At 39.9% G+C, this 15017-nt stretch carries 11 protein-coding genes; 4 read left to right on the top strand and 7 right to left on the bottom strand.

The genetic code is table 11. The features are described 5' to 3' along the window. Nucleotides 1–5: 5 nt before the first annotated feature. From ACYIB7_RS01565 to rsmH, 3 genes are read right to left on the bottom strand one after another with little or no spacing between them, the layout of a single operon-like run. Nucleotides 6–2198 carry a penicillin-binding protein gene (locus tag ACYIB7_RS01565; protein ID WP_103983452.1) on the bottom strand — a complete coding sequence of 731 codons (2193 nt, stop codon included), beginning with the start codon at nucleotides 2196–2198 and terminating at the stop codon, nucleotides 6–8. A gap of 2 nt (nucleotides 2199–2200) precedes the next feature. Beyond that, nucleotides 2201–2560 (bottom strand): FtsL-like putative cell division protein, encoded by a 360-nt coding sequence (locus ACYIB7_RS01560; RefSeq protein WP_099463708.1) that lies wholly within the window; start codon nucleotides 2558–2560, stop codon nucleotides 2201–2203. Between the two features lie 32 nt (nucleotides 2561–2592). Then, nucleotides 2593–3510, bottom strand: a complete 918-nt coding sequence (gene rsmH / locus ACYIB7_RS01555; protein WP_480337907.1) for a 16S rRNA (cytosine(1402)-N(4))-methyltransferase RsmH — start codon at nucleotides 3508–3510, stop codon at nucleotides 2593–2595. A gap of 330 nt (nucleotides 3511–3840) precedes the next feature. Between rsmH and ACYIB7_RS01550 the strand changes: the two genes are divergently transcribed. From ACYIB7_RS01550 to glsB, 3 genes are all read left to right on the top strand, one after another. Next, entirely contained in the window at nucleotides 3841–6180 is a 2340-nt protein-coding gene (locus ACYIB7_RS01550; protein ID WP_480337905.1) for an alpha-N-acetylglucosaminidase TIM-barrel domain-containing protein, read from the top strand. Between the two features lie 65 nt (nucleotides 6181–6245). Then, nucleotides 6246–7073 (top strand): lyso-glycine lipid O-acyltransferase GlsA, encoded by an 828-nt coding sequence (gene glsA, locus ACYIB7_RS01545; RefSeq protein WP_103983454.1) that lies wholly within the window; start codon nucleotides 6246–6248, stop codon nucleotides 7071–7073. A 9-nt stretch (nucleotides 7074–7082) separates the two neighbouring features. Further along, the gene (gene glsB, locus ACYIB7_RS01540; RefSeq protein ID WP_099463711.1) at nucleotides 7083–8045 is read left to right on the top strand and encodes a glycine N(alpha)-acyltransferase GlsB; all 963 of its coding nucleotides are present in this window, start codon (nucleotides 7083–7085) and stop codon (nucleotides 8043–8045) included. On the opposite strand, the gene ACYIB7_RS01535 is transcribed toward glsB, so the two are convergent. The 3 genes from ACYIB7_RS01535 to gpmI all read right to left on the bottom strand — a co-directional run bounded on the left by ACYIB7_RS01535 (nucleotide 8046) and on the right by gpmI (nucleotide 11320). Continuing rightward, nucleotides 8046–9092: a DUF4434 domain-containing protein gene (locus ACYIB7_RS01535; RefSeq protein WP_103983455.1), complete on the bottom strand. Its 1047-nt coding sequence runs from the start codon at nucleotides 9090–9092 to the stop codon at nucleotides 8046–8048. 28 nt (nucleotides 9093–9120) lie between these two features. Continuing rightward, on the bottom strand, nucleotides 9121–9702 hold the full coding sequence (locus tag ACYIB7_RS01530; protein ID WP_103983480.1) for a DUF3109 family protein: 582 nt from the start codon (nucleotides 9700–9702) through the stop codon (nucleotides 9121–9123). Nucleotides 9703–9796: 94 nt separating this feature from the next. Further along, complete coding sequence (gene gpmI, locus ACYIB7_RS01525) at nucleotides 9797–11320, bottom strand: 2,3-bisphosphoglycerate-independent phosphoglycerate mutase (RefSeq protein ID WP_103983456.1); 1524 nt, start codon at nucleotides 11318–11320, stop codon at nucleotides 9797–9799. Nucleotides 11321–11424: 104 nt separating this feature from the next. On the opposite strand from gpmI, the gene ACYIB7_RS01520 reads away from it, so the two are divergent. After that, nucleotides 11425–12120 (top strand): M48 family metallopeptidase, encoded by a 696-nt coding sequence (locus ACYIB7_RS01520; protein ID WP_103983457.1) that lies wholly within the window; start codon nucleotides 11425–11427, stop codon nucleotides 12118–12120. A gap of 83 nt (nucleotides 12121–12203) precedes the next feature. On the opposite strand, the gene ACYIB7_RS01515 is transcribed toward ACYIB7_RS01520, so the two are convergent. Beyond that, entirely contained in the window at nucleotides 12204–14999 is a 2796-nt protein-coding gene (locus ACYIB7_RS01515) for a TonB-dependent receptor (RefSeq protein WP_480337902.1), read from the bottom strand. Nucleotides 15000–15017 lie beyond the last annotated feature (18 nt).

Below are 15017 nucleotides of genomic sequence, written 5' to 3'. Positions count from 1 at the left end.
ATTCCTTATCTCAATGTCAATAATATAGTCTGCCCTTTTACAATACGTTGACCAGGCAGAATACTTTGCGAGACAACACGCCCTGCTCCCGCTAAAGAAACTCTCAATCCAACTTTTTCGAGCAGATAAACAGCATCACGGGCACCCATTCCGGTTACACGTGGCACCAGGCCTTCCCGTATTGTTACATCTTTCAGATCAACTTTCTTTTCATCCTGGTTATCCGAAGCAAATACCCATTTGGTCTCCAGACTATCCGTATCCGTGTCTATATCCAATTCGTCTAAAACATCTTCTACAGCTTTCAAATTACCACCTTTCACCGAAGGGACTTTCACGGCCAAAGAATCAACCTCCATATCACGCACATCAAAAGACATGTGGCTCGCATATACCTTCTCTGCAATCGCTTTTACCACAGCGCCCGACATTGTACCTCCGGAAGGATAACCAATCCGGGGACGACGAATTACCACAATTGCCGAATATTTCGGATGATCGGCAGGAAAATAGCCACAGAAAGATACCTGATGCCCACTGGTACGATACACCCCGCCACTGGCAATCTGAGCCGTACCTGTCTTTCCTGCTATCGGAATAATATCCGAATGGACTGCTTTACCTGTGCCTTGCTCCACCACATTAACCAACATTTCTTTTATAAGAGATAACGTACGGCTAGAACAAATAGAAGATTTTATCACTTCCGTAGAAAAACTTTCGACAGTCTTTCCGTTATGCATAATTTCTTTTGTAAACATCGGACGTACCATCTTCCCATCATTGGCTATGGCGTTAAAAAAAGTCAACGTATAAATAGGAGGAACCTGAGTTTCATAACCAAATGACATCCACGGCAATGTTGTTTTAGACCAATAGCGTGTTGAATCGTCCGGACGGCGTATCTTTGACCGGCCAGCACCCGGAATTTCCAAACGCAGGTCTGCATTCATACCAACACGGTATAAGCCTTCCACGAATTTTGTCGGGTTATTAGAATATCCCTTCAGGATCGTTTTGGCGACACCTATATTAGAAGAATACCAGATAGACTGGGCAACCGATATACGCCCATATCCTCCATGATTCATATTATGGTCGGTCATCCGGGCACCTTTATACATATATATACCATTACCTACGTCTACTGTATCATTGGGAGTACATACCCCATCTTCAAGAGCAACCATTATAGAAGCAACTTTAAATGTAGACCCAGGTTCTGTTTCATCGGCTACAGCATGGTTTTTAGTTTCGCCATAAACACCCTCACGAATACGTCCCATATTAGTGATTGCCTTAATTTCTCCGGTCTTCACATCCATGACAACAGCTGTGCCCGATTCCGCATCAATTTCTTTCAGTTTATCTATCAAACTCTTTTCTGTAATATCCTGTATACTTATATCTATTGTAGTACGGATATCCAGACCATCCGTAGGCTCAAGTTCAACAACATTTGTCCAACCTCCACCGACACGGCGTACAGAACTTAGACCAGCCTGCCCACGTAATAAAGAGTCATATTGTAATTCAAGCCCGTTTTTACCTTTAGTTGTCCCGCTTGCTTCAATTTCCCCATAAATATCTCCAATTGTACGGGAAGCTAATGTTCCAAAAGGTTTCTGGCGCTGTACCATCTCTTTAGCATAAAATCCGCTTCTAAAACGACCTAAGCGCATAAACGGATACTTTTTTATCTCCTTATAATCAGAATAAGAAACTTTTCCTTCATAAAGAGGAAACTGCCGGCTTCCGCTTTTCAATCCACGTACCAAATAATCTTTATAACCACCTGGAGTGCGGTTTTTGAGCTTACGCGACAAGTAGATAGATAAGGAATCGAGCCCGTCACGTTTCGACTTCAGTAAAGTATCCCGGCTGTTCCACTTCTTTGAAGGATTTTTATAGCAGTCCGCCCCAAAATCGATATATAAATAATAACGAGGCACACTGGTTGCCATTAATTTGCCGTCTGCAGAATAAATATTACCACGCCCGGGCAATATTAGGCGGTTCGGCCGTTTTTGTTTCTCAGCTACTTTTTCCCATATTGCTTTTTCCACAAAAGCAGTATTAAAAGCACGTATTAATATGGCAACAGCTACGAGCCCTAGCACAACAACAACAAGGAAATAACAGAGTAAAATTCTATTATTGCCCGGCACCACTTCTTTTGGTTCGTTCTCTTCTGCCATAATTATTTATACAATTCATAAGGAGGCGTTTTTGCGCCTTCCAATTCAATACCTTGTTCTTCAATAAGTAATTCTATCTGTGACTGGCGGCTATTGCCTGTCAATTCCGACGAAATCGACAATGCTTCAAAGCGCACATCACGTAATTGTTGTTGCAAACGATCTATTTCGCGTAATTTCTGCATACACGTATAACGATTGCTAATGAAAAAGAATATCAATATCACAACAAGTATAATCATGCGCGTATGTTTGATAATGAAATCCTCCTTCAGGATACCACCACCCAACACATACAAAGGAGAAAAACGATTTTCTTTCCTTTTTGCCTTTTTACGCTGTTGTTTTTTCTCTTCTTCCATATTTCAGTTTACAATAACAACTCTGGTACTCATTATTTTTTCTCAGCAATCCGAAGTTTAGCACTTCTGGAACGGGGATTCCGTATGACCTCTTCTTCATCCGGAACGATAATTTTATTATTCACTAATTTAAACGGAGACTGAATATTTCCAAAAAAGTCCTGCTCGCTCTTTCCTTCAAAGTTGCCTGTTTTGAGGAAGTTTTTCACTAAACGATCTTCCAGCGAATGATAAGTAATAACCACTAACCGTCCACCCGGCCTCAATATTTTCAAAGTCTGCTGAAGCATATCGCGCAAAGCACGCATCTCGTCATTCACCTCTATACGAAGTGCCTGAAAAGCCTGTGCTAAAAACTTTTTTTCTTTATCCCTGCCGGCAAACGGCTTCAGTATTTCCAAAAAATCCCCAATAGTCCTTATTTCTTTGGTTTCACGTGCTTTTACCAACACAGCAGCCAACTTTCGCGCAACCTTCAATTCACCATACAAGTAGAACACATTAGCTAATGCCTCTGCCGTATAAGTATTTACGATGTCGGCAGCAGTCTTACCCGCACGGGTATTCATCCGCATATCCAATGCACCGTCAAACCGAAAAGAAAAACCGCGTTCTTTATCATCAAAATGATGGGACGATACACCCAGATCGGCTAGCAAAGCATCGACTTCCCCATCCACTCCGTAATAACGCATAAAATTATACAAGTAGCGGAAATTACTTCTAACGAATGTAAATCCCGGCTGATCCGGGATATTATTTTCCGCATCCGCATCCTGATCAAAGCCATATAAGTGCCCTTCGCTATCCAACCGTTTCAGTATCTCACGGGAATGCCCGCCACCACCAAATGTCACATCAACATAAATACCCGAAGGACTAATATTCATACCCTCCAGGCTTTGATGCAACATCACCGGAACATGATAGCAAATTTCTGTCTCTTCCATCTCCTGCATTTATGTTAAACTTCCTCTTAAAATAAGATGGCGTACTTCTTTGAGCAGCACATACATTAACCTATTAGAGGGTAAAAGTACATATTTCCGAAAATACCTGCCAAGAAATAGATAAGAAAAGTGCAAAAAAAGTTTTCAACAGCTCATCAAATAAACAGGAAAGCCAAAACGGACACAATCATAGTTATGATTCTTTTAATTCATAGTTATGTTTTTGAAAAGTCATAACGATGAATTTTTTCTTTTGTCCAACAGTATTGGTTATTCTGATTAGTATTCACTACATTTGTACATCTCAAAAAGAAAAACCATTTTATCATTATGAGAACACCATTTCTTATTATCGCTTCTATTTTTATTTCATTTTTTACACAAGCAAATGATTGGAAGATTTTAAAACCAACAAATGCACACCGCGCTTATGAAATTGCAGCAAATGAATTTCAGGCATTCTATCATGCCGTTACAGGGCAAAAGCTGGAAATTATAAACACTCCCCAAAAAGGCAATTTAATTGTCATAGGCTCAGATATTGTGAACCGTTTTACAAGAGATGCCATCGAAAAAAAAATCATATCACCTCTTAATATCGGAGCAGAAAGTGACTCTTATCGAATATTATCAGCAAAAGACGACGGTTGTAACTTTCTTTTTCTTGCAGGAGGAAACGGGCGGTCTACGCTATATGCCGTATATGATTTCTTCGAAAGAGAAGCAGGATGCCGCTATTTCTGGGATGGGGATATTATTCCAAAAGCCGACCATATCCAAATGACAGGACTTGATATTACGGAATCTCCCCGATTCATGTATAGAGGTCTTCGCTATTTTGCGCACCGCAGCCTGACCCGTTTTCAGGCAGAGCACTGGGGACCTGACGAATGGGAGAAAGAAATAAACTGGATCGTAAAAAAGCGCCTGAATCTATTCATGCTACGTATTGGCATGGATGATATTTTCCAGAAAGCATTTCCAGACATTGTTCCTTACCCTCCTACTGATAAAACTTTGCCGGAAGCACTCCCCCGCTCATTTTATGACAGAACGACAGCCTGGCCTTTACAATATCGCGGCGAATTACGAAAACACATCCTGAGCTATGCAAGAGACCGGGAACTAATACATCCTGAGGATATGGGGACTATGACCCACTGGTATAGTTGTACACCCAAAGCTTTCCTTAAAACCGTTCAACCCACATTTAACCCACAATCCGGAGGTGCCTATCTGGGAAATCCCACCAATGCCGTATGGGATATCCGCGACGATAAGAACCTAGATAACTATTGGAAACTAACGCAAGCCCACATTGATAATTACGGTAGTCCCAATATGTTTCACACGATTGGCATAGCAGAAAGAGAAACTTTTAACACACGGGAAGATAATCTGGAAATGAAACTATACGCATACCGCCGTATAATTAATAAACTACGCGAACACTATCCAACAGCACCGGTTTTAATAGCATCATGGGATTTTTATCTCCCAGGCTGGAAAGGCAGCGAAATAAAAAAACTATTAATGCAATTGAATCCTTCAAATACAATTATTCTTGATTATACATCAGATTTACCTTCCAACAAAACAAACACGCATTTTGAGAACTGGGGTGTGGTAAATAAATTTCCATACACATTTGGCATTTTCCACGCATACGAATGGGAAAATGAATTGCGGGGAAATTACGACTTGATCAGGCAGCGTATGCCCATCGCTATTGCAGACCCAATGTGTAAAGGTTTTGTTTTCTGGCCTGAAACATCACATAGCGATCCCTTAATGTTGGAATTTTTCACACATAATTCCTGGAAGCCCGACATGTTAACCCCGGAAGAAATTTTACCTGTATTCTGCAATGACCGCTATGAAGAAAATGCAAAAATTATGCTGGAAGGCTGGAAAGCTGCAATGCCTGTTATCGAGCTAGAAGATGAACTTCCTGCACAATACAAAAACATATGGGCTTTTGCCAAAAAGGAGATCACAGACGAATCTGTAAAAGAATTCCGGGACAATGACACAAAAATAGCTACAACCTTAAATAAAGTACCTGAAATACTTCACATATTAGCACGCTTGCCCTATGGCAAAGGAAATAAGTTCATAGACCGGGACGCTATTGATTTGGCACGCACTATTGCAGGTCGTCAATTCACAGCCGAATTGTACCGCTATGCTATTGCACAAGCAGACTACCGGGCAGGAAGATGTAAAATAAATCACATCAAGACAGCCGAGAGGCGGGCCAAAGCAACATTATATGCTTTAAGAGACATACTGGCTTTACATGATGATTATTCAATGAATGCTTCCTTAAAACAGATCGAATCAGTAAAGCAACCTGTCAATCCAGCATTTGAACAAGCTTTAAAAGGCAATTCCGAAAACGATTATTGCCGTAGTTATATCAGCGAGTTCTTTGATTATTATTATCTACCCCAATTTGAACACTATGTGAAAGAAATAAACAAAGAATTAGCCGTCAAGCATATAAAAAAATTCCCCGATGCTGACAAAATGGATATGCAATATATAATCAATGCATTCTATAATAAACCATTAAAAGAAATGAGACCTTTAAATCCAAAGCCCAGAACAAATAAGACATATCATAGTATTTTGGAAGATTTAGCCAAAGATTTAGAGAAATATAATTAAAAACATCCTATAAAAAAGGTCTGATTTAATTATTCGCTATATCTTTGCCACGAGTGAATGCAAGAATGACACAGGCAAATAGCATAAAACAGATTGACATAAGGCAGGTACTACAAGAAAAAGCACCTGCTGCTAAAAAGATACCGGGGTTTGTTGTCAATTATCTGACACGTACCATTCATCAAGAAGAATTAAATGACATCCTCACCCGTTACCACGACAAAGACGGAGTGGACTTCATGAATGAACTTATAGGATATTTCGATCTTACCCTAAATTTAGTAGACGTAGAAAATCTCCCCTCAGAAGGACGATATATATTCGCATCCAATCATCCGTTAGGAGGACTGGACGGAATTTGCCTGTCGGCCGTTATCGGAACACACTATAATGGAAAAATCCGTTATCTGGTAAACGACCTGCTCCTTTATTTATCTAATTTAAAATCGATATTTGTCCCTATTAATAAACATGGCGCCCAAGGTAAAGAAAATGCCAGATTGATAGAAGAAGCTTATACATCTGACAACCAAATTATTACCTTTCCGGCAGGACTTTGTTCGCGCAAGCAAAACGGACATATTACCGATCTAGAATGGAAAAAATCATTCATCCAAAAAGCTGTAGAATATAAACGAAACGTTATACCCGTTTACTTTGAAGGAAAAAACTCCAATTTTTTCTATCGTTTGGCAAATATCCGCAAAGCATTCGGTATAAAAATGAATTACGAAATGATATACCTGCCGGATGAAATGTTCCGGTGCAAGCATAAAACATTCCACATTTATTTTGGCAAACCCATTCCCTGGCAAACATTCGACAATAGCAAAAAGCCGGCTGAATGGGCTGAATGGGTAAAAGGAATTGTTTATAATTTAAAGAAAAAATAGACTCACTATATGCAAGACATCATTAAACCTGTTGACCGGACTCTTTTGAAAGCTGAACTTACAAAAGATAAATTACTCCGGAGAACAAATAAATCGAACAACGAAATTTACATCATTACAGCCCATGATGCCCCCAACGTCATGCGTGAAATAGGACGTCTCCGCGAAATAGCTTTCCGGTATTATGGAGGCGGCACTGGCTTAGATTGCGATATTGACATGTTCGACACTATGGAAGATGCATACAGACAACTAATCGTATGGAGTCCTGAAGACGAACAAATATTGGGAGGGTATCGCTTTTTATGCGGTACAGATGTAAAATTCGATAAGACAGGAAAGCCGATACTTGCGACAGCACATCTGTTTAATTTTTCAGAGCAGTTCATAAAAGAAGTGCTTCCTTACACCGTAGAGCTAGGACGCTCGTTCGTTACATTGGAATACCAATCAACAAGGACTTCTGCAAAGAGCTTATTCGTACTTGACAATTTATGGGACGGGCTAGGCGCATTATCCGTAGTAGACCCAAGTTTAAAATATTACTTCGGTAAAGTTACGATGTATAACACTTACAATACCGAAGCCCGAAATATGATTCTTTACTTCCTGGGACTCCATTTTCCTGATGCAGAAAAACTGATAACACCTGTTTATCCGCTACAAACAAACACTGACTTAGAAAAAATGAAAGCACTTTTCCACCATGACAATTTCAAAGACAATTATAAGGTATTAAACCAGGAAGTAAGAAAATTCGGAATCAATGTTCCGCCGCTTGTAAATGCGTATATGAGCCTTTCCCCAAAGATGCGTGTATTCGGAACTGCTATCAACCACGAGTTCGGAGAAGTAGAAGAAACCGGAATACTTATCGCTATCAACGAAATTCTGGAAGACAAGAAAAAGCGTCATATCGAAACATACCTTAAAGAGGAATGCCAATCGGCAGAACTGATCCGGAAAGGCTGATTACTTCTGCGCTTTCAGCCAGGCAGCATAGTCTGTATAAAATTTATCTGCTTTCGGCTGTCCGAGAGTTGCTATTGAACCCGGTTTACTCATAAGTCCGCTATACTGGTAAATTAATATTTTCTCAACAAAAGGAGAAACATCTTCCATCTGCACAAGAAGACGATCGAATGTAGACGGTATGGCCGGACTTGTATATACTTTCCCTTCAAAATCAAATATCTCCAAGTCTGCCCAGATTTTAGCACGACCAGCTTTATTATGGGCACGAGACAAAGCCTCGAAGTATTTTCCAACTTCACCGGCCTTAGACTTTTGCACACCGACTTCATCTTGATATGCAATAATATCCACATCTAATCTCTCCAATTGTTTTGCATAATAATCATCAGCTTTTACAGTACGTGTCCCGTAAGGGGCAATCATCGTTTTACAATGAGGAGTCAATTCGTGCGCCAATTTTGAACTGCCATTGACATAAGCGATTGTCATTTCATCCATCGTTTCCGTCAAATTGGTTTCATTCGGATAATACCAACCGTAAAAACTTTTATGATGAGAATATTTTGTGGCTACTTCTTCCATTCCTTTAGCACGCAGAGCAGCTATTTCCCGGCTAGTCATCATTTTATCCACTTCCCGGAAATCTCCCCAATAATCATTACTAATAAAGAACTTGATTCCATATTCATCCGCTGCGCTAAGCACAGTTTCTAACGGATCAGGTGAAGCCATATCATATCGTGGTTGCAAGTTTGACGGATAAAAAGTCTTTCCATTGTCTGCAACAGATAGCAATACCAGATACTCCATACCCAATTCATGGATATCTTTGATCATTGCCCGCCATTGTTCATCCGTATATTTATATAAAATAGGATTCCAATACTTCGCTCCCACACGCGAATGGTGATAGAATTCGAACCAGGAACCCACAACCGGCTTTATTTTCGGATTATGTTTAAAATCCATAGCCTTTAAATCACTTGACATCAATGCTGCAGTAGCAGCCAATCCACCTAACTGTAAAAATCTACGTCTATCCATACTAGTATTAATTTAAGGAATTACAAATTTACATATTCTTTTGCTTCGACCACTCTTGGGCACACTGTTCTAAAGCATCATACCATTCTTTACCAAACTTACGGATCAGCGGTTCTTTCAAGAACTTATAAACCGGAAGTTTCTCTTTCTTCCCTAATATTTCGGCAGCTTTACACACATCCCACCGATGAAGGTTTACAGCACGGAAATCACGGTATTGTGTAACCCGGATCGGATATAAATGGCAAGATACCGGTTTATAAAAATCGACGCGGCCTTCACGGTATGCTTTTTCGATAGCACATTTACAAGTTCCATCCCCATCGTAACAGGTAAACACACAGTCCTTCCCATTCACAATAGAAGTTACCGTATCTCCTTCTTCGTCGATATAAGCCACTCCCTGTCTATCTATCACTTCCTGTGCTTTAGGAGACAAATCATTCCATACATATGGAAGTACCTTCTGAAGTTTTGCCAATTCGGAATCTTCCAAAGGAGCACCAGAGTCACCTTCTATGCAACAAGCCCCTTTACAATGAGAAAGGTCGCAAATGAAATAGCGTTCTATTACATCCAAGCTAACCAATGTGTCATCTATCTGTATCATAAATAAGAAAAATAAACATACAAAAAACCCTGTAAAAGCAAACAACATTTGTTAGTCCCTTACAGGGTTTAAAGATCATATTAATATATTATTATTATTTAATCAACACCTTCCCAGTCATTTCTTTTGGCTGTTCCATGCCCATAATCCGGAGAAGAGAAGGTGCTACATCTGCTAAAATACCATCTTCCACTTTTGCATCTTTATTTGCCGTTACATACACAAACGGAACCGGATTTAAAGAGTGGGCAGTATTAGGAGTACCATCTTCATTCAATGCATGGTCTGCATTTCCATGGTCTGCAATAATGATTACTTCATAATCATTCGCTTTTGCAGCCTCAACCGTATCATGCAGGCAAGCGTCTACTGCAACAACTGCTTTTTCAATTGCATCGTAGATTCCGGTATGGCCTACCATATCGCCATTAGCATAATTACAAACGATGAAATCATATTTCTTCGTATTGATTGCCTCAACCAATTTATCTTTTACTTCATATGCACTCATTTCAGGCTTCAGGTCGTACGTTGCCACTTTCGGAGACGGAACCAAGATACGTTCTTCTGCATCATAAGGAGTTTCGCGTCCGCCATTGAAAAAGAATGTTACGTGAGCATATTTTTCAGTTTCTGCAATATGCAACTGGGTCTTACCTTCAGCTGCAAGATATTCTCCCAATGTATTTTCTACATTTTCCTTATCAAACAAGATATGCACTCCTTTAAAACTTGCATCATACGGAGTCATACAGAAATATTGCAAATTAGGGATAGTACGCATACCGGCTTCGGGCATGTCTTGTTGTGTCAATACAACCGTTAATTCTTTAGCACGGTCGTTACGATAGTTGAAAAATATAATAACATCGCCTTCTTCGATAGTAGCTACCGGTTTGCCGTTTTCAACATGTACAATCGGCTTAATAAACTCGTCAGTTACACCTTCTGCATATGATTCCTCCATTGCAGTCACCATACAAGCAGCTTCTTTACCTTTGCCATTTACAAGCAGGTCATAAGCTTCTTTTATGCGTTCCCAACGTTTATCACGGTCCATTGCATAATAACGGCCAATAATAGAAGCAATCTTGCCTCCTGTCGTTTTCAAATGATTTTCCAGCTGTTCTATAAAGCCCTTTCCGCTCTTCGGGTCTGTATCACGACCATCCATAAAGCAATGAACATAAGCTTTACTGATACCGTATTCCTTAGCAATATCTGTTAGTTTGAACAAATGCTCCATAGAACTATGCACACCTCCGTCCGAAACCAATCCCATGAAATGAATCTGCTTATTATTTTCTTTTGCATAACTATAAGCACGTTTGATTTCCGGGTTATCCATAATTGTATTCTGGCGGCATGCTATATTAATTTTCACCAAATCCTGATATACAACACGTCCTGCACCAATATTCAGGTGACCTACTTCCGAGTTACCCATCTGTCCGTCAGGTAGACCGACATTTTCACCAGAAGCCTGCAACTGAGAGTTCGGGTATGTTTTCAACAGATAATCCCAATAAGGAGTAGAAGTGTTATAGATTACGTCATCTTTCTGATGGTCTCCGATACCCCAACCATCACAGATTAATAATAGTGCTTTTTTGCTCATGATCTGTAATATTATATTTATTTATACTATTTCTGGAATCTGGCTGCAAAGATACATATTTCTACGGTATTATTCCCCCGCAAAGTATTACTTTTGCATACGTTATGGAAAAGATGATACCCGACAGTGAATTAGGAATTATAAAGTTGCGTACACATCCCCGCGCTATCCGATACTCTCTAAAAGTAGTAAACGGAGAAATAGTCGGAACCATGCCTGTGAACGGAAATGAAGACTTCATGTTACGCCTTATCCGGGAAAACAAAGAACGTTTGTTACAACATTTGCAGAACCGCCCTCTGGTTTTATTGGATGAGAACACCCAACTTCAAACCTATTCATTCCATCTCCGCATTTTGCGCCATAAACATAAAAAATTCGTAATGGCTTTGAAAGATGGCTATCTTAATATAGCTTGTCCTGAAGACATTCTTTTTGAGAATAAGGAAACCCAGAAAGTCTTACATAAAATGCTGGAAACCGCTCTCCGGCACGAAGCCAAGCGCTTACTTCCTCCACGCATTAAACTATTAGCCGAACGCCACAAGTTTTCTTATAAAAGTCTTAAAATACAAAACAGCAAAAGCAGATGGGGCAGTTGTTCTTCCGGTAAAAACATAAACCTGTCACTTAGCCTGATGCTTTTACCGGAACATCTGATAGATTACGTATTACTACATGAATTATGCCATACGGTAGAAATGAATCACAACGAGCGGTTCTGGAATATCATGAACAGAGTAACCGAAAACAAAGCTTTATCCTTACGGAAAGAATTAAAAAATTTCCATCCTTTATAAGCCAAACATTTAATTGCAGATAAAATTAACAGTTTGATTAATGGCGAAACCAAGCCGGCTCCGCCTCAATTATCAGAAATGCTCTAAAACGTAGTATTCAATTGCATAATAAACGTCCGGGGTGCGCCAACATCCATCGGGCGTACACTATACTCTTTATTCCAAAGGTTATTTATAATACCCTGAAAATGAATATTTTTTGTTATTTTCACTCCTAGACGAATATCCATAGTGAAATATCCTTTATTATTATTCGTCCAGTAATCATGAAGGTCTCCGAACATCAAACCACGAACATAGTCCATCAAATCGGGATATACTTTTTCCCGTTCATCTACCATAAAGTAATCAACAGCTAAAGTCTTGCTTTTCCAGGCCAGGTTTGTACCTATGTTTACACGCTTCCATTCCAGATCGAACATACCTTTCAAGGAATGCTTTTGACGGTATTTCAAATACCTCGAAGTATTCGATTTAGATTTCATAGAAAACACATCCGTATTCGCCTCCTCTTTTGCATTTATATCATCCGCTTCCAGATCGATGGGCTGAGTATAGACATAACCCAAATTAAAGGTCAGTTTTGTATGCGAATTAAAATTATACATACCGTTAACAGAAGCATCAATACCGGAAATACGGGCTTTTCCCACATTTGTAAACTGAGCGCCTATACCCGGGACTTTCCCATTTATCAACAAGGAGATTATATCCTTCAGATTATCGAGGTATTCAAATGATTCTTTATCAAACAAGCCGATCTGAAACTCGATCATATCTTTATACTGAGTGTAAAAGCCGGCAACATCCACAAAACCTTTTAGACCTCCCAGTTTATATCCTTGCTTAAAGCCTATTTCCGCATTGAACCCTTGTTCTGCTTTCAGATTGGCATTCGGAAACGCACCAACTCCACCAATGTCTTTCAAAACGAATTTTTCTACGATAGATGGATAACGATACCCTTGCCCGAAAGAAGCACGTATGAAGCTATACTCTCCTAATTCATAATTCAGACCGCCACGGAAGACAGGCTTAAACGGAATGTCAGATCCAAATAGTTTTGTCTCGGCTTCTCTATAATGATCGTCCACACGATAATATTCCATCCGCATTCCTAACGATAGATTCAACTTATCGAAGAATTTCCGGTCATATTGAACAAACAGGGCAATATTATCGCTTTTATGTGTACCTGTCACCTTCGAATCGGCATAAACACGCTCGTAAGTAGCGCCTGTCGTCAATAAAGAATTATCATATTTCTTGCTAAACTGGTAATCCAAATAATACGAAGCAGTCAGATCTGCACCCGGTTTCTTTTTCTCTACCGGTTCCAATGCATTTTCCAGCCAAGGCAGAAGTTCTTCTTCATTGGTTGGTAGTGGAGTACGCCCCATTACCCAAGAAACCAAATCCATATAATCGGCAGGTTTTGCCGTCGGAAAGAAATGATTACCTAATTTTTCTACCTCCCCGGCTAATCCTGTAAAATTGCCGTTTAATACATCTCCCAGGTGTGGAATAACTATAGGCATCAACGTTTCCATCGGATTTTTTGCTATATTCACTATCTCAGGAATGGAGTTAGAATCAAATCCCATGTTGTTGGCAATCTCTGAAATGGACTTGTCCGTTGTACCCGATACAATCTGATCTTTGCGGCGATAAATGCGTCCTTTAATACGATGCACCGTATTATTATCAGGATTGGAATAATTGATAAAAGGATCAACATAAAAACTATGTCCTTCGCGTCCCATATTCGCTAACGGAGATTGTGTATACACTTCCTCCGGAGAACGCCACAAAAAGAATCCAGCATAATCATTTGAAAGGAAATTACCATTCACACCATAATTTAATCCTTTCACTCGCGGATCATGGTACGTCAGGTTTCCTCCGGCGCGGAAACGTTTTGTGTAATTACCTTTACGATAACCTTCGTCGGAAAAAAGATTCAGGCCAGCCGACAAATCGAAATTGCCTATACGACGGCTATGCGACAAATCAACCCCATTATACATCGGATTTGAACCGGGAAGAATATTACGCAACAAAGGCTTCGTGCCATATCCTCCATTCTTCCAGAAATCACGATCCCACCAAATATTACTTTTATTTTCAGGATCCCCATAAATACCCATATACGCATTTGCATGTGTTACCGGATCCAAGCTCGGACGTTTAGTACGCACATTAATCAAACCATTTAATGCAGAAGAACCATAAAGCACAGAAGAGGCTCCCTTCAGCACTTCCACCTGCTCCACATTTTCCATTGGAACAATATTCCAGTTTATTTCTCCCGATCCCGGTGAAAGAACGGACATCCCATCTACCAGAATAAGACAACGGCTACCTACTCCATACGTCCAGCCGCTTCCACCACGAATTGATGGTTGGCGATCCGTAATTTCTACGCCCGGTAGATTCTTTAATACGGAAGTCAGATCCACAGGGTCTTGTTTAACAATATCGGATGCTTTAAGAAGCTCCATCGAAACAGTCACATCGCTTAATTTTTGTTCGTAACGGCTCACACTAACAACCACCTCATCCATCAAGTTCGTCTGAACCTTCATTTGCGCATTTAAAGTATAACTCTGTCCGCGAGCAAGGATTAACGGGTAGGACTGGTTCTCATATCCTAAATAGCTGAACATTAATATGACACTTCCTGCAGGAACCGGCAATTCATAATGTCCGTCTATATCTGATACGGTTCCTCTTGTTCCAGACTTATCTTTATAATATATACTGACACCGGTCAAAGGGTCATTGTTTGCTGCATCATAAACATATCCTTCTACTTTTTGACCAAAAATCTGGCCAAAAAGCAATAAGAAAAGGCCAAACAGAATGTAAACTCTTTTCATACACTAACCTGTTTATTA

The sequence above is a fragment of the Parabacteroides sp. KHUB-03 genome (assembly GCF_056640975.1).
Note: the sequence above shows the minus strand (reverse complement) of the source record. Positions and strands in the feature narration are given on the sequence as shown.